General features: G+C 26.2%; 10 protein-coding genes. 9 read left to right on the top strand and 1 reads right to left on the bottom strand.

Going from position 1 to position 22,495, the window contains the following annotated elements:
• Position 1 precedes the first annotated feature (1 nt).
• From ACW95P_RS00165 to ACW95P_RS00155, 3 genes are all read left to right on the top strand, one after another.
• Positions 2-904, top strand: coding sequence for an ABC transporter ATP-binding protein (locus tag ACW95P_RS00165; RefSeq protein WP_457961204.1), 903 nt, complete (start codon positions 2-4; stop codon positions 902-904).
• Positions 905-1,211: 307 nt separating this feature from the next.
• Positions 1,212-7,820: an SGNH/GDSL hydrolase family protein gene (locus ACW95P_RS00160; RefSeq protein WP_457961203.1), complete on the top strand. Its 6,609-nt coding sequence runs from the start codon at positions 1,212-1,214 to the stop codon at positions 7,818-7,820.
• A gap of 120 nt (positions 7,821-7,940) precedes the next feature.
• The gene (locus ACW95P_RS00155; protein WP_457961202.1) at positions 7,941-8,945 is read left to right on the top strand and encodes a nicotinate phosphoribosyltransferase; all 1,005 of its coding nucleotides are present in this window, start codon (positions 7,941-7,943) and stop codon (positions 8,943-8,945) included.
• Positions 8,946-10,528: 1,583 nt separating this feature from the next.
• Here the strand turns inward: ACW95P_RS00155 and ACW95P_RS00150 are convergent.
• Positions 10,529-11,839, bottom strand: coding sequence for a DUF2130 domain-containing protein (locus tag ACW95P_RS00150; protein WP_457961201.1), 1,311 nt, complete (start codon positions 11,837-11,839; stop codon positions 10,529-10,531).
• Between the two features lie 108 nt (positions 11,840-11,947).
• On the opposite strand from ACW95P_RS00150, the gene tsaE reads away from it, so the two are divergent.
• The 6 genes from tsaE (at position 11,948) to ACW95P_RS00120 (ending at position 22,313) form a co-directional block, all read left to right on the top strand.
• Positions 11,948-12,334 (top strand): tRNA (adenosine(37)-N6)-threonylcarbamoyltransferase complex ATPase subunit type 1 TsaE, encoded by a 387-nt coding sequence (tsaE, locus tag ACW95P_RS00145; RefSeq protein WP_457961200.1) that lies wholly within the window; start codon positions 11,948-11,950, stop codon positions 12,332-12,334.
• A gap of 1 nt (position 12,335) precedes the next feature.
• Positions 12,336-12,884 (top strand): tRNA (adenosine(37)-N6)-threonylcarbamoyltransferase complex dimerization subunit type 1 TsaB, encoded by a 549-nt coding sequence (tsaB, locus tag ACW95P_RS00140; protein ID WP_457961199.1) that lies wholly within the window; start codon positions 12,336-12,338, stop codon positions 12,882-12,884.
• Positions 12,884-13,828: a tRNA (adenosine(37)-N6)-threonylcarbamoyltransferase complex transferase subunit TsaD gene (gene tsaD, locus ACW95P_RS00135; protein WP_457961198.1), complete on the top strand. Its 945-nt coding sequence runs from the start codon at positions 12,884-12,886 to the stop codon at positions 13,826-13,828. Before tsaB ends, tsaD begins: the two co-directional genes overlap by 1 nt.
• The gene (locus tag ACW95P_RS00130) at positions 13,809-14,363 is read left to right on the top strand and encodes a pseudouridine synthase (RefSeq protein WP_457961197.1); all 555 of its coding nucleotides are present in this window, start codon (positions 13,809-13,811) and stop codon (positions 14,361-14,363) included. The genes tsaD and ACW95P_RS00130 overlap by 20 nt, the downstream gene beginning before the upstream one ends.
• A gap of 548 nt (positions 14,364-14,911) precedes the next feature.
• The gene (locus ACW95P_RS00125) at positions 14,912-18,619 is read left to right on the top strand and encodes a hypothetical protein (protein ID WP_457961196.1); all 3,708 of its coding nucleotides are present in this window, start codon (positions 14,912-14,914) and stop codon (positions 18,617-18,619) included.
• Positions 18,606-22,313, top strand: coding sequence for a hypothetical protein (locus ACW95P_RS00120; RefSeq protein ID WP_457961195.1), 3,708 nt, complete (start codon positions 18,606-18,608; stop codon positions 22,311-22,313). Before ACW95P_RS00125 ends, ACW95P_RS00120 begins: the two co-directional genes overlap by 14 nt.
• The last annotated feature ends 182 nt before the right edge of the window (positions 22,314-22,495 follow it).

Genomic DNA, 22,495 nt, shown 5'->3' with positions numbered 1-22,495 from the left:
CATGAAAATAAATTTTTCTGATTGATTTAACAAAATGTTCAAAAAAAACGAAGCAAATGCAACTAAAACATTTGCTAAAACCGAAGGAGAAGTTATTGATGATACTTCAGCTTCAGTAGTTTTGAGCAAAAAAGATTTAGTGCGTTTTCGTCGTAATGAGTCAAAACCGATTAAGAACAAAGCGAGATGTAGTTTAGTAAATCATAATGATAATATTATCGAAGTTAAGGAAGTGGTTAAATACTACCTTTCAGGTTATGTTACAACACCCGTTTTAAAAGGGGTTGATTTAGAAGTTAAAAAAGGTGAATTTGTTGTTTTATTTGGTAAATCAGGTTCAGGTAAATCAACATTACTAAATTTAATGTCTGGTTTGGATCGCCCCTCTGAAGGTGATGTTGTTGTTGTGAACCAAAATTTAACTTGCCAATCAGATTCGCAATTAACTAATTTTCGGCGTAAACATGTTAGTTTTATTTTTCAAAGTTATAACTTATTTCAAAATTTAAGTGGTTATGACAATGTTTTAACTGGAGCTTATTTACAGAAAGATAAAAATAAATTATTGAATATTGATGATTTATTTAAAGAATTTGAAATTGAAGAAATTAAAAATAAATATCCGTCGCAAATGTCCGGTGGACAACAACAACGGATTTCAATTTTAAGAGCATTAATCAAAAATTCTGACATTATTTTTGCTGACGAGCCAACCGGTGCGTTAGATGAAAATACATCTAAAATTGTTTTAAGATTGTTGCAATATATTAATAAAAAATATCAAACAACAATTGTCATGGTTTCACATGATCCCTCAGTTGCTGAATTAGCAAATAAGGTAATTTACCTTGAAAATGGGTTAATCAAAAAAATCAAACTTAACGAAAAACCGAAGCAAATTTAATGGCTAAACTTCTGCGATGCATAATCAAAGAAGTTTTTCCATTTTTAACTATTAGAAGTTAAATTTTAAGTTTTTAAAGATGTAATTTTTTACTTTCAAAAAACTAATAAAGCAGTTGCTAATTTGTTTTTTGAAGCTAAAAGTGGTAAAATTAGATACATGTTTTTTATCACAACCTTAGTTAAGGGATTTATAATTTAGAAAACAACAAAGATATTTTAAAAACAAAAATAATTTTTTGAAAGTTTAATTATTAATGTGAGCAATAGTTTTGTGGCATTAAAAATTCCTCTTGAAAGGATTTAATATGAAAAGAACTACCAGAAACATTATTAAAACTTTGTCTGCAGGATCACTTGTTGGTGCAGTTGGAGCTTTAATCGCTTTTATTCCCAATCAGAATAATAAAGGTAGCAAAAATGAAAATAACCAAGTTTCATTTAAACTAAATGATGCAGAGGCAATTAACACTAAGCAAAAAAATAACATTAGTGAAAATTTGTTATCTAGCAATATTAATTATATCGCCTTAGGAGATTCTATTACAGCTGGCTTCAATAGCCAGTTAGGCTCAGAATCACCAGGTAAATTAGATGGTGATAAGCTTACTGGCTTGAGTTACCCAGCTTTTTTAGCTGAAATGATTCAAGAATTATTACAGCCAGGGATGCTACAAAGTTTTGAAAACTTTGCATTATCTGGAACTAGAGTCAAAGACTGACTTTATTTATTAGGCGATACATCAACTAACTTTGAATTTGATAAAGATGGAGGTTTTTTAGATTTTCTATCTAATTTAGATAAAAATGAAAATAACCTTTATAAGGGTAGAATTTTTGCACAATATAAAAATTTTGGTAAAACCGATGCTAGCGATTTAGCTAATGTGCGTCAAAAAGTTCAAGAAGCAAATTTAATTACATTATCATTAGGTGCTAATGATGTAATTTATCAACTACCTTGAATTAAAGTCTATAACTTATTAACAAACAATAATTTAACTGATGAAACAAAAACAACTTTAACTTTAGAAATTCTTGATGAATTTGAAAAATTAATTACAGAACTAAAAGTGAATTTAGTTAAATTTAATACATTGTTAAAACAATTAAATCCAACTGCTAATATTAATTATGTTGGTTACCCAATGCCGTTGTTGCGTTTGAGTAAAGCAATAAACAAAATGGTTAAATTACCTAATAATCAAACTTTTTCTGATTTTGTTTTAAATAAATTAAATGCAACTATTAAAGCAGCCGCTGTTGAAGCTGGGTTTAATTATCTAGAAACATATGATCAAGATGACTGAGAAGCTAATGCCAAGGAGTTAGCTCAAGTTGTTTTTGATATTCACCCAACTGCCAAGGGATACAAAAAAATGGCGCAAGACATTTTGTTAAAAATTTCACTTGGTGAAGAATACTCAAAATCAGCACACCATAATTTTAGAACAGCTCAAAAATTAGTTGAAAAATGAGATTATTTATATTTTGAAAAAGATCACGATTCTTTTAAACAACAAATTAAATTTGAAAATCATTCCAATCTTGATTTAGTCAGTTCTGTTTTAGGTGAAAAAGGGGCTTTAAAGCTATTTCTAACGTCTGCACTTGAAGCAAACCCTGCAGTTATTAACGCTTTAAAAGAAGGGAAGTTAGGAAAGTTATTTAGTAATTTTGTAACCGCTAATAAACCTTTGGTATCTTCAATGGCTAATAGCATTGCAGAAATATTTAAAACATTTAATATTCAATCGGATGGTCAATTCACTGAGTTTTTAACAGCTTCTGGAATAGATGCTGATGGTAATAACTTTTATGATATTGCTGAAACTTTTGTCGGAACTGACTATTTAGATAATGTATTCAAAGGAATTCAAACTGATATTGATAACTTAAATCAAGAAATTACAAGTGAAATTGTAGCTGATTTAATTTATAAACATGCTTTAAATGTCGACAATATTTTTACGTTGTTTAAACAATTTTTAGGATCAGAAAAATACAACAAACACCCAGAAAAAATTAAGCAATTCTTAAAGCAAGCATTAGTAAGTTTTCTTAATCCAAAATCTATTGCAAATGCAATTTTTAAAATTGATAAAATTAACCGTTTTAATATCGTTGAGAGTCAAATTGTTAATCAAGAAATTAACAATTTGATTGATCAAATTAAACAATTAAAATCATTAGAGAAAATTATTGATCATTTAGTTGATGATTTATTTTCATCACGCGGACTTTATAGTAAACAACCTGATTTTTTCCAAATGATTAGTTTATTTTTCAATAACAATCAAACTTTTATTTCAACTGAAATTACATTAATGTTAAATGAGCTGCTAGCAAAATCAGAAAACAAGAATTCTTTAATCAAAGTTTTAAAAATTTATTTAAAAGATGAGTTAAAATTTGATAACACTGTAACTGATCAAGCTGAATTAAAAACTCTAACTGATTTTGCTGAAAAATTCATCGCTAATTTACCAAGTTCTAAAATTTTTAGTAATTTTAAAAACAAATTTATTAGCGCTTTTACAAATCAGAATTTTTTAAAAGAAATGCTATATGATGCAAAATATAACACAATTAATTTTAGTCAATTTGATTTAATTAATTTATTTCAAATTAATACTTCAGCAGATTTAGAAGCGCTATTTAGTATTATTTTAGATACAAAATATTCAACAGCAGAAATTACTGAAGTTTATAAAGTTGTTTTAAAAAGAATTGACATTTCTAAAATAATAAATGTTTTTGGAGGAAGTGAAATTGACTTTTTCCAAGTATTTCACGGCTTATTACTAAAAAACAATATTAGTGTTGAAAATCGCGAAAAAATTAAAACATTATTTACAGTAACATTAGATTATTTAACAACCAATGATTCTATGGAAGCGATTTTAAAATTAGCTTCTGATAAATTATCAGCAAATGCAATTGCTTTAGTTAAAGCAAAATTTGATTCACCAATCGTTAATAAATATGAACAACAAATTCGCTTGTTAATTTCATTGGCAATTAATTCATTAATTACTTCAAATGAAACTAAAGAGTTTATACTTGCGCTTTTAGATGATATTTTAAATAATCGAGCAAAATATGTTGGAGCTAAAGATTTCACATCATTATTAAAATTACTAGTTAAAAATAATGTTGATACAATTAGTCATACATTTGATAAATTATTGAAAGGATTATTAGACAATCCAAAATTATCTGATACAGCAGTTAATATTGTTTTTGATTTAGCTGTCAATAAAATTTTCGAAGATGCAACTGCTAATGTTGATGCTATTGAAAAAGCAAAATTTACAGGTTTTTTGAAAAAAATTATTCCTCATTTAACTGATTTTTCAATTTTTAAAACTACAAAAATTAAATTATTGAATTTTGTAAAAGATAACACTGATTCATTATTGGTTGGTGAAGAAGCGGTATTGAAGAAATTTGGTTCATTATTTAGTGAACTTAAATTTGAGTTACCAGAAATTATTACTACAGCTTTAGAAACAATTGAATTTAATAATTTAGAAGTTGAAGATTTTGTTAATGTTATTGAGTTTGCTATTGATCATTTATCGCTAGAAAAAGTTCAAGCACTTGCAGACAGTTTAGCAACTGAAGCTACAGAAACTACTGGCTCAGAAACTGTAACAAAAGTCATTTCTGTTTTTAATGCAGTTTTAAAATCTAAAACTTTCAATGCACAAAGCGATGTTTTACGTGAAGATGCTGTTGCTAAAAATGTTATTAAAGCTCGTGAAATTGTTAAACAAAGTTTAACTAATGTTTTAGCAAACCAAAAAATTAAAAAATTAATTACTGACAAACTTGGAAACTTACTTGAAACACAATTAGTCAAATTGCTATCTATACCAAGCGAAAAAGTGAAACTATTTGTTAATCCATTAGTTGAAGAAGTTATAACTAATGAAACAATTGTTGAAGTTATCGATATAGCATTAAAAGCTTTACTTGAAAAAGCAGCTGATATTGAAGAATTTACAAGTGTTGAGGGTATTGTAGCTACAGTTTTTGAAAATGAAGCAGCAGCTCTTAAATCGCAACTTAACCAACTTATTGCTAATGTAATTAAAAATGAAAAAATTCAAGATTTTATTTTAGTAATCTTATTTGAAAAAATAAATCCTGAAAAAACATATGATCAAATTAATTTAAATACTAAAGCACTTGTTAAAAAATTATTAAATGTAATAGGAAACAATATTGATGGAATTACTGTTTATAAAGAATTGTTAGAAATTATAATGTTTGTACTATCAAGTGAAGAACTTATTAAAATGGTATTTAGTGCGCCAGCTACAAGCAATTCTGAAGATGATGAAGATGATGAATCAATGGGTGGCTACGCTCAAGCAATTATCGATCAATATACGACACTCCCAGTTGTTGGACGTTTTATTGTTCTTTTAAAATTTGAAGAATTCACAAATCAAGATTGAGTTGATTTAATTACCGGAATTATTGCTGAAATTAATCCAAATCCAATTTTGAATCTTGCTTCAGATACTAGTGATGGTAGCACTGATGAATCATTATCAATCAAATCACTAAAAATTTTACAAAATGCTTTAGCTGAAAAATTAGAAACTAAAGAAATTAATCGATTTAAAGCTATTGTTAACTTATTTGTAGATAAATTATTTGATCAAACTTCTGAATTACACCAAAAAGTTAGTGAAAAAATTTCTGGACTAACAAATGGATTGGCACAAGTGATTACTAAAAAAGTACCTACTTTAAAATCACTAGAAAGTGATTATCAAACATTTATTAATAAATTACCACAGCAAATTTTTAAAAATGAAAAATTAAAAACATTATTAAAAGAGATTGCAAGTAATTTCATTGATCGAAGAAAAGATTATTCTAATAATCAAATAGTTAAAACTTGAGGTGAATTTGCCAAAAAATTCGCTGACAAAAATTTTGATAACTTATTTAATAATTTAGAAGTAATTATTAATGATTTCTTAACTTCAGCAACAATTCAAACTGATTTTAATAATTTATTAGAAAGAACAATTTTATCAATTTTACAAATTAATAGCCGCACATTAACACCACAAGAAAAAACTAAATCAGATGGATTAGTTAATATAATTACAGGAAATATCACAAAGTTAGATATTTATAAAAAACTAACTGCAAAAATTAAAGAATTTTTCAAAACAAATATCGCTGATATCGCTGATGGTAAATTAAGTGGTGAAGAGCTAATTGCAAAGTTACAAGAAGAATTAGCTGCTGCTGACATTCAACTTATTAATTTATTGGATTTATTAGAAATTGAAGAACTAACTGCAGAAAAAATTTCTGAATTTGTTGAAGCTTATTTAGGTAATATTACTACAACTGAATTAGAAGCTGCAGTAAATAACCTGCAATCATTATTTAAATCAATATCAACAGATGAGACAACTACTACAGAAACAACAAATGTTGAAAATAAAGCATTAACAATTATTTCAAAAATTTTAAATTCTAAATATTTTGCTAAACCAGCAGGATTAGCTATCCCTGAAAACGTTAGAAAAAATCGACAAAAAGTTAAAGAAGCATTAAAACTGATTGTTGAAAATGTTGCTTTAAGACCCGGGGTTATGGGTTATATTAAAAATAGCTTCGGAAGCCCGATGGCTTCTAAACTTGCAGAAGCATTAGGAACAAGCGCTACTGTAGCACAAGATTTTGTTAACGCTATGTTTGATTTTGTGCAAAAAAGCAATCATCTAAAAACACTAATTAATGATTTTATTGATGATGTTTTTTCAAGACCAGAAGCTTATGCCGGAAAATTATCAGCAGTTGAATTTTTTGATGTTTTCCTAACTACAACTAATCTTAACAAGATTAAAAATAGTATAGACGGAATCATGAGGGAATTACTGGCAGAGCCAGCAGTTGCAAAATTTGTTGGAGAATTAGTAATTACAAAATTAAAATTACAAATTCCGGATAATAAACGCCAAGAATTCTTTAATGTTTTAACTCCTGTTTTAAATGGATTGAGATACTCAATTGGAAATGTTAAAATTTGAACTAAAGCAAGAGATGCATTATTTGGAACATTACAAACTCATAAATTATCAACATTTACAACCGAAGCTGGTCAAAAAGCATTAGCAAAAGCAATTGCTGATGCAAACTTAATGGACTTTTCAAATATTTTAGGAATTATTGACCACATTGGAACTTCATTTACAAATATTCCGGCGGAACAATTTGGATTGCTATTTAACTTTATTTTCCAATATTCTCCATTGCCTGAAAATATTGCAACTGCTTCAGCTACAGATTATCCGATTTTTGGAGCATTAAATAATATTAATAAGGGTCCGGTGCGTAGTCGAACTAAATTAACTTGAGGAAACGCTCTTCAAACTATGAATGGTTTTAGTACTGGCGATGGAGTTAATCCACAAGAAGCAATGAAAAAGTTAGCAAGATTACTAAAACAACAATATGACAAATGAAATCAAAATCATTCTTCAAATAGGTGAGGCATTAACAAAAATAACCCCTACTATAAAGCAATTTATCGACTTGTAGCAATTGGATTATGATTTGCTTGAGAAACTTATTCACGTGAAGGAACTAGAAATCTTTTCTGAAATAGAACAAATTCAACAGTAGAAGGTACTTTATTCGGTATGTTTAAAGATACTGTTGGCGAAGATATAACAAGAGATGTATTTGGGGATCGAGGAAGCTGTGGTTGATACTGTACTTACCCAGAACCAAATACCTATAAAAAAGGTGACTTATTATACATGATTTATTACTATGATGGTAAAGAAAAAGGAAATGGGAAAAACCGTCACAAAGGTAATAAAGAAACGTTACAACACACTATTTTTAGATACATTAAACAAGGTTCATACGATAACTAATTTAGCATAACAAAACACTTAAAATTGGGTGTTTTGTTTTTGTTTTTTTTAAAATAAATTAAAATTTTTAACAATAAGATTTAATATGCATTTAATTTAAAGGAAAATAATTATTAAGAAATGAAAGACATAAAATATTATGCAGCCAATTATTTTTTCAAAGCGCAAAAAATAGTATCTGAGTACAACCCAAACAATGAAGTTATTTTACAATTTTTTCAACGTCATGATGATTCCATTTTAGGAGGGATGAATGAAGCTTTAGAAGTTTTAAAAACTCAAACTGACACTTCTAAATATATTATTCGTTATTTACCTGAGGGTTCAAAAATTAATGCTTTAGAAGTAGTATTGGAATTACAAGGGCCTTATCAGGAATTTGGAATTTATGAAGGTATTATTGATGGTATTTTAGCTCGTTCTACTTCAATTGCAACTAATGCTTATCGCTGTTTACAAGCTGCTAATGGTAAAGAAGTAATTTTTATGGGTGATCGCTCGGATCATTATTCTAATCAAGAACGTGATGGAATCGCTGTTGAACTAGCTGGTATGAAATCTCATTCCACAAATGCTGGAGCACGAGGACGAGAAGAAGTAGTTTTTGGTTCAATTCCTCATGCACTAATTCAAAATTTTGAAGGTGATTTGGTTGCTGTAATGGAATATTATCAACAACTATTTCCTAAAGATAAAGATTTGGTTGCGCTTGTAGATTTTCATAATGATGTTATTAGTGATTCGTTAAAAGTGCTAAAACGTTTTGGTTCTGATTTAAAAGGTGTGCGGGTTGACACTTCAAAAGCATTGCAGGATCAAATGTTTGGAGCAAATGCCAACGAATATGGTGTAACACCAAACCAAATTAAAAACTTACGAAAAGCTTTAGATGAAAATGGTGGTGAGCATGTAAGAATTATTGTTTCTTCTGGATTTAATCCTGAAAAAATTAAATATTTCGAAACTGAAAATACACCAGTAGATGCATATGGTGTAGGGGAATTTATTTTACAAATTCAAAATACTTTTTCTGCTGATGCGGTTGTAATTAATGGCAAAGCACTCGCAAAAGTTGGAAGACAATATCGCCCTAATCCTCGCTTGATTGAAATGCAAAATAATTAGATAAAAAATCTTGATTTTTTAACGTTCAAGATTTTTTTATATTGAAATTGATTTGTATTTTAATAAAAAACCTTTACTTACAAAATTTTGTAAATAAAGGCGAAATAAAGAATATAAAGAAAATAAATTTTATAAATTATTTTAAGTAAGCAAGAAATTAAATCTATTTAAAAATTTAGGGGAAATATTTTTAAAAAATTTATTACTTATAAGGGTAAATATAAAAATATGTAGAATACTCAAAAAATCATTTTGATTATAATATAAAAGGGGTTAATACTTTAACTATTTTAGCATTTTAAAGGAGTCAAATTAATGCTCAAAATAAAAAGTTAAAATATAATTTAATATGATATTTAAATTACTTTTTTAACTCATGATCTTCATGCAAGGAATAAAAATTTATGTTAGATATGGAAAATAATTTTGGGTAGATTGAATTTCTTTAAATAATTTATTGCTAAAAATTATTAATTTAGTTAATAAATTTAAAGCGCTAATTTTACATGTCTATAATTGATATGCTGTTAAATATTTTTCATATAAGGAGTGGAAAATATACCAATAAATTTTTCTTGTTATAATAAATCCATTTTGGAGAGGATGATTGTCATCTTCTCCATTTAATATATAGCTAGAAATTAGTAATTTTGTAAAAAAATATTTTATTTTTATTACAAGTTGAATATAGAAAGGATAAAAAAGAGAATAAAAACTTTCGCATTAGTTTGTTTCGGAGAAGATGATTTTCATCCCCTCCATTTAATATATAGCTAGAAATTGTTTATTTTGATAAAAAATTATTAAAAAATAATAAAAATTTTCATTTTTTAATAAAAAATATAATTTTTTGAAATATTTTTCAAAAACCAAATCTTATTTCACTTTAAAAATTATTTTTGCTAAAATTATATTAGGTGTTATAAACGTTTTTTTTATTTTTTTAGTTTGTGGCACCTAAAATTATTTAATCATAGAATTGATTTTAAAATTCATTATGTAGTCTATTATTTTAAACCTTAGAAATATCTAAAGATAAAAAATATTAAATTGATTAATTATTTTTAATATTAATTATTTTAATAAAAGTAACTAAAAATTAATTTTTATTTATCATAAATTTAATAATTCTTATGAAATCTCCTTTTTTAAATTTGGTTATTAATATTTTTTAATTATTTATTTTTTATTTACTTAGCAGTAGAAAACTTAAAAATATTTTTTAACATTTATATATTTATTAATTAATTGTCAAAACTTCTAAAATAAAACAACGCCTTTATTAAAAAGCGTTGTTTTATTTTAGAATTTAAATAAAATATTAACTTTTTTTTACATAGTTTCAATTCTTTTTTCTACTTTATCTACACATTGCTTAATTTTTTTAAGTTTTACATTGGATTGTTTAAATTTACTTATTAATATTAAGCCAATAGCCGCTATTATCATATTTAAAAATCATGTAATGAATAATATTGAAATATTTATAATAGTCATTACAAGTTTTTTTAGTTACTAGATAAAATTTTATTATCCATCAGTAATCAAAATAATCTCCATAATAAAGCGGTGGAGATTATTTTTTAATTATCCATTTCTAATTTTTCAATGTTATTAGCAATTTTGGTGATAGAAAGTTTATTAATTTTATTTTTAAATCGTTCAATAATTTTAGTTAAAATATCTTGAGTTAAGTCATCAATTTTATGAGTAGCTTCTAAAATTTTGATGTTATGTTTCTGGATATCGGCAACTTTATTTTCTAAGCTATTAATTGTTTTATTTAATGCATCTTCTTTAAAAATTTCAAATTGTTTTAAAATATCTTGCTTTTTGTAAAATTCTAAATTTGCTTTAATAATTTCTTTACGTTTCAAACTTAAAGTTCGCACTAGCGATAAAAAAGTTATGAAATAAGAAGGTCTAACTAAATACATATTTTCATATTCATTAATTTTTTTAATTATAAAGTTGTCATTTGGTTCTAACTCACTAATTAAGAGTGCATATTCTGCATTTTCATTTTGCTTATCTTTTTGTAGCTTAGCATAAAAATCACTATTTTTTTTAGTTCCATTTTGACTTTGAGTTTTAACTTCAACAACAACCTTAGCTAATGTATTTTTTACATTTTGGGAGGTATCAAAAACTTCGAATAAAAAATCAGCTTTTTGACCATTTTTATTAATTGTAATTTTATTAAAGGCTGTATCATCTAAAACACCTAATGAATTATTATATTCTTCATCAACTCACTTTTCAAAATCTTCTCCCATTATTTTTGAATTAGTTGAACGTAGACGTTTCAATTGTTCGATTTCATTTGTTAATTCATCAATTTTTGCTTGATGTTTTTCAGTTTCTAATTGCTTAACCTCTAATAATTTTTTTTCAAATTCTAATTCTTTAATTTTTACTTGATTATTTAATGACTTTTCTAAAATTTCTTTCTCTTTTTTCAAATCATTAATTTCATTATTTTTTTCCCATAATTTTTTTGCTAAATCTTTTTCTTTATTAGCGAATTGCAGTTGCAATTCATTTGTCTTTGCTACTAGTGAAATTTTTAAATTTTCATCAGCAGTTGCAAGCTTATTTTTCATAATTTCCAAATTTTTTTCTTGCTCATTTTTCGCAAGATTAAAACCTTCTTGATATTTTACTTTAACTATTTCTTCATACTGTGATTTTACTTGTGCAATTTTTTTGTTAGTTTCAATTTCAATGTTTGCATTATATTTTTGATTAATTAAATTGTTGATACTTTCAATTACTTCGCTATTTTCGTGATCATTAATTACAAAATAATCACCAGGTTTTGCAGTTTCTAAAATTTCAAATTTCAATGTTTGCAAATTAATTAATTTAACTTTAATTTTTTTAGAACTTTCCATTTTTGCTCCTATATTTGTTTTATATTGTTATTTAAAATTATAAAAGAAAATTAAAATAAATATAGCTTGGCAAAAAAATAAATTTAAAATCTATGTATAATAATTTAAATGAAAAAAATTGTTTGTTCAGAAAAAGATCTTAGTGAAGTAATTAATTATTTATTACCACTTTTAGAAAAAAAACATTTTTTGCTATTGGATGGTGAAATTGGAGCTGGAAAAACTACTTTAGTAAAACAAATTGCTATTGCACTTAATGAGAAAAAAATAGTTGATTCACCCACTTTTAACATTATAAAAATTTATGATAAGTTTGTACACATTGATGCTTACAAAATTACAGGTGATTTATCAGAATATGAAGATTATTTCGATGACAAAGTTGTTATCATCGAATGAGCCGAAAATTTAGAATTAGAATTCAACCATTATCTTAGGGTTGAAATCAAAATTTTAAATGCAGATCAAAGAGCTTATTTAATTGAGGTACATTAAAATGAAATTATTTATTGATAGCACAGGTGAAGATTTGTTTTTAGGGTTATATGATCAAAAATTTAATTTTTTAAACAATAAATTGTTTATTAATTTAAAGCAAAAAGTTGAAGCAATCCCTTTAGCTCTATCAGAATTATTAGCAAGCGAAAACATAACAATGAATGATATTGATAGTATTTATCTAAATTTAGGGCCGGGTAGTTTCGTTGGTTGTCGCATTGGGTTAGTTTTTGCGCGAACCTTAGCACAGTTATTGCCAATTACAATTTATACTACTAATACATTTTTACTTTTAGCTTTTCAAAATCCTCAAGCAAAAATGATTAATATTAAAGCTAGTGGTAGCGATATGTTTCAGGCAGAAGTTGAAAATTCAATTTTAATTTCAGAAATTAAAATTGTGAAATCTAGTCAAATTATGAAATTGAATTATGAAAAACTAAAAAAAGATTTTATCAAAATTGCAAATTTATTTACAAAGGTTGATGATATTTTAGCACTTGAACCAATTTATATTAAAAAACCACACATTGGAGTTGCTAAATAATGGTAATTTTAGGTATTGAAACTTCACATGATGATTCTTCGGTTGCCTTATTAAAAAATGGTAAAGTCATTAAAATGGCAACTTTTAGCCAAATTAATATTCATGCTAAATATGGCGGGACAATTCCGGAAATTGCTTCGCGAGAACATGTTAATAACGTTGCTATAATTTTAGAGGAATTTAAATCGTTGCCAGAATTTTTAGAAATTGATTATGTAGCATATACAAAAGAACCGGGTTTAATTGGTGCGCTGCACATTGGCTATTTATTTGCCTCAGCGATTTCTATGGCTATTAATAAACCATTAATACCGATTAATCATCTTTATGGTCATATATTTTCTGTAGCAATTGACAATGAAATTACTTATCCAGCTTTAGCTTTGTTAGTGTCGGGAGGTCACAGCCAACTAATTTTTATAAAAAACCCATTAAATTTTGAAATTATCGGGCAAACATTAGATGATGCTGTTGGTGAAGTTTATGATAAGGTTGCTAGAAAATTAGATTTAGGTTTCCCGGGAGGACCGGCAATTGATCAACTTGCTCAAAATTTAAAAATAGTTTCAAATGTGAGATTTTCAATTCCCAAAACTCAAAATTTGCTAGATATGTCATTTAGCGGTATCAAAACACAAGTAATTAATTTAATTAACCACTCGCAACAAAAACAACAGCTAATTAATTCTGCAGAAATTGCACATTCATTTCAAACAACAATTGTAGAATATTTGCGACAAAAATTAAATTTAGCTATTAAGGTTTACCAACCTAAAACCATTATTTTAGCAGGGGGTGTTTCTGCAAATAAAGCAATTCGTGAAATGTTTTTACAACAACATCCAAATGCTTTAATTCCTATAATGCAATACACCACTGATAATGGAGCTATGATTGCTAAAGCCGCAGAGGTGATTTTAAATTATGAGCAAAAACAAAAATAAAAAGCAAGAATTAATTTACCTTGCTTTTCATAAACCATCAGGCTGTGTTTCGGCTTTAAAAGATAATTTACACCCTACTATTATGGAATTTATTCCAACTCAATATCAAAATTTACATATTGTGGGCCGTTTGGATAAGGATACAACCGGATTAATATTTCTAACAAATGATGGGCAATTTACTCATTTTGCAACTCACAACAAAAAGCAGTTAGGCAAAACTTATCGCATTACACTTTTAAAACCTTTTCAACTAGCAAATAAAGCATTTTTAGAAAATGCTTTTTATATTGATTATGGAAAAACTTTAATTACCGGCGGAAAAGTAGAAATGATTAATGAATACGAAATTTTATTAACAATTACAGAAGGTAAATATCATCAAGTTAAAAAAATGATTTTTAATATTGATAACGAGGTTGTTAAATTACATCGTATTGCAATAGGTGAATTGAGCTTAAATTCGATGAATTTAAAATTAGGTGAGGTAAAAGAGTTTAACCCAAAAATTTTAAATTATAAAAAACTAAAATAGTAGATTCATTTTTGCTAATTATTCTATGTATTTTTAATTTTTTACATTTAATAACTTGAATATAATTTAATAATTTTAAATAATTTCATTTTAAAATTTTTACTAATAAAAACTTATTATCCAACAAATTTTTTTAAATAAAAAAATTTTAAAATGCTTTTTTAAATTTAGGTAAAAAATAAAATTCAAAGTTTTTTTAATGAATATATAACATTTTTTAAAATTGATAAAAAATTAAAACTTTAGTAGCTTTAAAATTATTAAAAATTATTCTAGTCATAATTTTGAATTTTAACTAGTAAAAAACTTAAAAATAAAATAAATTTGTTAAAATTTGTTAATCATCTTTTTTTGCAAAAAAAAAAAAAAAAAGATTATACATTTATAATTTGATTGTTAAGCCCAAAAAATTTATTAAATGTTGTATTTATTTTAAAATATTTAGTTTATAAAATTTTAAAAGTATATTTAAAATTTTGTTTTATTTTATGAAAAATTAATTTAACAATAAATAACATTGCTATAAAAATTTTATTTATAAGGAATTTATGGAAAAGAAAGAAAAAATAAAAAATGGTAAGAAATGATTAGTTTTAGCAGGGGGTTTTGTTTTAGCTATTTCAGTAATTACTCCTTTAGCTTATTTTTTATCCAAAACTAAGCTAAGTAACCCAGAATTTAAAACAAAACAAGCTAAAAATTTTTGAGTTGAAAATAATGCATTAGTTTTAAAGTTTGAACAAAATTATAGTAATATTAATAATGATGATTTGACTTTAAAATATTGATCAAATACAAATCCTCAAATTGTAAAATCGCTTCCAATTCTAATAACTCCAGAAGAAAAATTAACTGGAATTTTGAATCCTAAAATTGAAAATTTAGATCCAAATCAAACTTATTCAGCTCAGCTCTTAAATTCAAATGGACAAATTTTACAAGAGATCAGTAATTTCTTTGTTTATAAAAATCCAATTTTTAAAATTAGTTCAACAATTAATTCAATTAATTTGCAATCAACTTATTTAGATTATCGGCTAGGTATGCCTACCATATATGCATCTTATCGAGAAACTGGTAAATCTGGAAATACACCTTTTATTAAAAAACTTATTAATTTAAAAACTGTAAAAAATCCATCAACAAATCAGGATGAATATATTATTGATACTGAGTTAACTGGATTGAAGGCTGACACAGGTTATGAAGTTGCTTTTTTTATCGAAAATAATAATGCACCTTTAATGAAATATAAAACTATTTTTACAATTGGGGAAGATAATTTATCGCTTGTTGTTAAAGCTGCATCAGAGACCACGGTAAAACTATTTATTTCTAATATTGTAAAATTTTTAAATAAATATCAGGATGATCCTAAAAGCTTAACGTTGCGTTACATTTCCACAAAAACGGGCGTTGTTTCAGCAATACCTATTTCTATTTCTAAACTTGATGAAGATGGAATTAATATTGATTTAAATAATTTAAATTCAGGTGATTTATATAATGCCTATATTTATGATCAAAAAACTAAAGATGAAGAAGTTGTTTCGTCAAAAGTAGATTTTGTTACTAATTCAGTTCCTAAATTACAAGAAATTTATTTGGCTACAAAAGGGCACAAGTATTTAAATCTTAAAAACGAGGTTATTGTTTCATTTACAGATTTTATTAATGATTATGATGGAAGCAAATCATTAGATCCAACACAAATGTTAGTAGCGCTTTGAGAAGGTGAATCTAATATCGATGCTATCAATCCAGTTAATATAAAAACTTTTGTTTTGCCGCAATTAGTGTTTGGTTTTTCAAATGTTTTTGCATCAGAATTAGAAAAAGGCAAAACATATAATTTTAATCTTTTTGACATTAAAGATACACTATTTAGCTCGCCTAAAATGAAAACTACATCACTTGATAGTAATAGCATTGAATTAGATGTTATTTTTCCTAATGAAAAAATTACTCACAATAGTGCTGAAATTAATTTAACAAATTTTCCTGTTGAATATGAAGCTAATGAATTAGAGTTGGCGCTATTTAAGCAAAATCCCGATGGCTCTTATTCTGAAACACCAAATTTTAAAACATTTATTTCTGAACTAGATAAAACTAATAAAACTGCAAAAGTTGTTTTGAATAATTTAGATATTTTACAAACTTATAAAATTGCTGTTTGACCAAATTATTCACCGATAAAACAACTAAAATATAATTTTTTAGAAGGCAAAACTACAACTTTTAGAACAAAAGGATATTTAACTTTTGATTTAGGAGATTGATATAATCCTACAAGCCCAAGTAATTTTTTAAGCAGCGATACTTTTAGCTTTACATTATCAAAAATTGATGATGATTTTCCTTTTGGGCAAGATTTGATATTACAGTGGAGAAAAAAACCAACAGATCCAAATATTGCTTGAAATGAAAATGATGCCCAAAATTCTTTTGAATTCCAAATTACTAATAAAGATAATTTAGTTAATGATGCTAAAACTTTTAGCTTTAATAGAAAAGATAAGGAATTTTGATTAGGCGAAATTAATCAAATCAGAATTTTTAATAAAAATGACACTCAAAAAGTCAATTTAATTAAATTAGGAAATAATGAATTTAGTTTTAATGACTCCTTAACTGCTCGCCTATTATCAGAAACTAAAAATATTGAGACAATTAACTTACTTAAAAATCAATTTCAAAAACCAGCTGTTGAAAATATCGTTAATCAAGATTACCAAGGTAGCAATTTAGCTAATGCTGTTTGGCAGCGTTACCGTGGTTTTGAAGATCGCAAGGCGTTTGTAGATTTATATGAATACCTAACGCATTCTAATGATGAAGATTCAATTAATACTTTTGCTGATAATATTAAAAATGGTTTTCAAAATTATATCAATGGAGGCACAACATACAACATTGATCAGCTATTTATTTTCACACCTTTGGATATTAATAAATATCAAGGTGATACATTATTTAAAAAAGCTGAAAAAATTGAATCTGAAGGTAAACTAGATCGCCCTTGAACCTCTCCAACTCCAAAAACAATTGAATTTGGAGGCTATGGCCCTAGGCTTTTTGGATCTGAAGCACCAATCAAACCAAGCGATTTTATAAATTCAAGTTTTAAAATTTCTAGTTGGGATGCAATTAAACTAGCTGTTAAATTCAAATTTCAAAGATTAAAATCTACAAGTTTAACTTTTGATAATATTTATTTAAAATGAGATTATAAAAATCAACTTACAGAAATTGTTCCAACATTTTTTAAAGCTAATAAGGAATATTTAAATGAGGTTATAAACTTAACTTATCCTAGCTCTATTACTGCTAAATACAATTTAACAGTTAATTCTGAAGATGACATTTTACCAAATGATTTAACAGGCGAATTAGGTCTAAAAGTAAATGCAACCCCTAAGGTGGTTGGAGATCAAGCATTTAGCTTCTTTATTGTGTTAAAAGGATTAAAAGCAAGTAATGAAAATATTATTGCTGAAGATGTGAATTTTAATTTATATCCGGATCAAGTAATTGGAAAATATTACTTTGCACAACAATTAAATAAATTAACTGATGCAGATGCTAAAAAGGCTTTTTTAGAAAAATACTTTAAAGTACATAAAGATGCCAATGTTAGCTATACTGTAAAAAATGCAGAAGTAATAAATGACAAATTATTTATTAATGTTGAAATTACAAAAACAACTCATAATTGAGGAGAATCAACCGAGCTAGTTAAAGAAGTTGCAATTGGTATAAGTCTAGATTATTTAGACCAATTACCTGTGCTGTCACAAGGTTTTCCAAACGGTTCTTCAGTTACTGGTGATAACCAAGGTGTAGCAATTCCTTTAGCTAATATTTCAGGATTTGCAGAAAATCCTACAAAAGATGGTAAGGGTTATGCAGTTAATTTAACTTATGTTGATTTTTTAGCATTAATGCAGGAAGCGGTTGCAAAAGATGCAGCAATTGAAAATTCTAATGATGCTGAAGCAAAAAATTTAGCATATCAAATCATTTTAAATAGTGAAAGTTTCCCAATTGGCAATATTTTAGAACTAGGATTTTTATATTTTGTGCCAATGGCAACTACACCGTTAGTAAAAGTTACATCACAAGGTGAAGAAAATAAAGTATTTAATCAAAATTTTAAAGGTTTTTACGCTCCAGTTTCCACAGGAGCAACAGAAGTTATAGAAATAATTGAACAAACATTAGTGGAGATGATTAAAAAATATGGAAAACAATAGTAAAAAGAAAAAATTAACATATTTAGCTCTAAGCACTAGCATTATTTTATTAGGGGCTTCTGCTGTTGGGTCATATTTTTTGATGCAAAATAATAAATCTAGTGCTAGTGTTGAATACCAAATATATTCAAGCGTGATTCCAGTTTCTAATAATTCTGTCCAATTTAATTTAAGTAATTTAAAAAAATTAATTAATCAGAAATTAACCTTAAAATATTGAGAAGCCAATTTACCAAATCCTAACTACAAGTTTTTAAATTTTAATGTTGATCAAGCGGAGCAAAATTTAGTTTTAAAAATGGGAAATCTAGATTCGCGAATTGTTTATAACTACCAAATTTTAGATGCTAATAATAAACCCATTGCAAATCAAGGGACTTTTAGAACATTTAATGTTCCTGATATTACATTTATTTCTGATAAAAAATCTATTAGTTTTGTTTCAGATTCTTTAAATAATGAATTTTATACAAATAAAATTTTCTTAAAATATTGAAAATATCAACCAGGTATTTTCGCTCCAGAACAAACAAATTTATTAGAAGTTGTGGCTGAAAAAAATGAAGAAAATGAAGTCAATCAATCTTATTATTTCAAAGGAATAATTAATAATTTAGAAGAAAATACTCCTTATGTAATCCAGTTGTCATTTAGTGGTAAAGAAGGAGATATCGATTTTCAAACATTAATTTATACAATGGGTGCTGATAGTGGTGCGAAATTAAATTTCTTGTCTTCAACAATAAACACAGCTAAATTAAATGTTTCTAATTTATCCACTTTTTTAGATATTAGTAAACTTGATTCATCAGCAACTTTTTTTCTTAAATATTGAGAAAAAAATCAACCTGAAAAAGTTCAATTTCATGAATTTCAGTTAAAAGAAAGAAACTCATTAATTGAAGAACTTTTAAATTTAAAAAGTGGGACTGAATATCAAGCTGTATTTGTTATGAATCAAGACAATGAAGACAAAATTTCTTCCTCAACAGTAACTTTCACAACTGATATTACACCATTTTCTGAATCATTTACAAATATATTGGCTGATGGAGAAAATAGAAAAGTTTTACTTTCAAATAAAAACGCCGTAGTTCGTTTTGGTGGTTTTGTATCACCACATAAAACATTAAATACTAATGATATGCAATTATTAGTTGTAGATTCAGAAAATGAACAAACCAAAAAAGTTTTAAACACATTAAGTGCTGGAAGCTCAATTAATATTTTTGAGATTAAGCCAAAATTAGAATATTCAGTAAACATTACAGATACATTGACATCATCGAAAAAGTTTTTAAACCCAGAACTAACTTTTGCTTCTGAGGAGTTTAAGGCTGAATTTGAAAAAATTAGTGATGAAAATAATATTCTAAAATATAAGGTTACTAATCTAACGAAATTTTATCAACCCGAAGAAATGAAAATTGTATTTAAGCCAATTGGCGGCGATGGCATTATTCATGAGTTTGAGTTAACAGATTTTGATGCCGAAAATCAAACAGCTTTATTTCAAGCGGAAAACCTTGCTAAAGGCACAAGCTATGAAATTCGCTTATTACCAAAATACTCAGAATTAAATTCTGATCAAGACGATTTAACCAAGTATGCTTTAGAAAATGACGTTTTTCTATATGAAGTACAAGGTTTTGTAACTTTATCAGTGATTAAAAACAACTTTTTAGAAAACCCTGATTTAAAATTTAAATTAACAAATTTAGGGAGAGATTTCCCAGTTAATGAGCAATTAAGATTGCAATGAAGAATTAAGCCTAATAATTTAGATGAAGCTTGAGAAATTGCTGATGAAACTAATTCAGTTGAATTTATCTTAAATGAATTACCAAGTGATGATAGTTATGAAATCGTTGTACAACTAATGAATAATGAAAAAATTAATTTTGGTGTTAATACATTTAATCAAGTTAGATTAATCAAAGTCAGCGAACCTAATGTTGATTTAATTAAAACGGGTGAAAAGGAATTTAATTTCGATTTAAAAGTTAATGCAGAATTATTTAATGAAAAATATGTTCCCTTTTCAAAAACATCAACATTGCAATGACAGAAACCGCTAATTAATAATGTTGTTGGTTCCGGTTTTGATGGGACAAATTATGGTGCAGTCATGGAGCGTCATTTTCTGGGTTTAAAAACCGAAAAACAATGACAAGATTTTTTAGGATACTTAGCTTTTACGGGAACTGATGCTGAAGTTAATAATTTTATTGATCATTTAACAGTTTCTGCTAAAGGTTACACGATTGAGAATACAACAAATCAATATACACACAAAAATTATTTAGTATCAGCAATTCCATCAACAGCTGAGCTAACTAATTATGCTGTTCCTATAGCAGATAATGCTGATGATAAATCAACAAGCATTAATAATTATTTTATAAATAATAATTACAATATTTTATTTGGTTCATATGCTTATGATGCTGATTTTTCTGTTGAACCTTATAATCCATCAACATTTATTTCTATGGTGAGTTATACATATGATAATCGTGAAAAAGCATGAAAACTAGAAGTTTTAGATACTTCAAATAAATTTAAAAATTGAAATTCTTTTCCATTTACTGTTTATTATAAATTAGGAAAATATAAACAAATTGGATTAGCTAAAGACAATCTTTATTTAACAAATAATTTTTTATTAAAAGCTAAATCTGAAATTCCTGCTTCCACTTTTAATAACGAAAAAAGAGTAGAAGACTTTATAAATTTTGCTTCTGAAAATTCCGCTTGAACTCTTTCATTATTCGAATCAAACCCCTTAGCAACTACTAAAAATGTTTTTGTAGATGATACAACAGGTGAAGTTTTTGCAAAAATACGATTTAGAAATAATGAAAATAATTATTTATCATACTATGGATGAGTTAAGATTAGTGACTTCAAAGTGGTTGACAAAGTTGCACCTAAAAAAGATGAGCTAACTATTACTAAGCTACCAGAAGCGATTATTGGTCCTTATTACTTAGAAGCCATTTTTAATATGGCAACTACGGAAACTAAAAAAAGTTTATTAGAAAAATACTTTAAATTAGATAAAGCTCAAAATATTGATTATGTCCCTATTAGTGCAGAAATTAATGCAACTGATAATAGCAAAATTATTTTTAAATTAAAGCTAATTAAAAAAGGAATTAATAAAAATACTGAATTTAGTACTGAATCAGAAATTTATGACTATGAAATAAGCTTAAATCAATTAGCAGGATTACCAGATTTAGATTTATTGTCAACAAATACCAAAGCTGATAAAACATTATCTGATTCGATGAAAATAACTTTAGGATTAACTAAACCAAAAGGTAGAATATTCGATATTAATTGATCAATGGCTGAAATGTATTATAAAATTCAGGAGGCTAAAGCTCGAGATGTTAAAGATGGCGGAACAGCAAATATAGAAGCAATTAAAACAAGTTTTCAATCAAAATTAAATTCTTCATTCGATGGCTTAGATAACACATTAGGATTTGTTTATTTTAGAGCTAAGGGTGAAAAAATAGCAACAATTAATCATAGTGATTTAGTCAAATATGACACTATTTTACCAAGTGAAAACATTGGCTTTTTAATGAAAGTAAGTGATGATAATACAATGACAACACCTGAAGAAAAAGCTAAAATTTTAGATGATTTAATCACTAATATTAACAACTATTCAGTTGATTAAAAACAAAGTGTAAAACCTGCAATTTAAATATTGCAGGTTTTTTTATTTAAACTTTGTTGATTTATCCAACTTAGCATTTGATATAATAAAAAACAATAAATTATTCACAAAAAATAATGCTGTTTGTGGAATTGAAATACATACAAGAAATTTAATCAAAATATTCTTAAAAAATGCAAATT

This window comes from Mycoplasma pogonae, from assembly GCF_054170725.1.
Note: the sequence above shows the minus strand (reverse complement) of the source record. Positions and strands in the feature narration are given on the sequence as shown.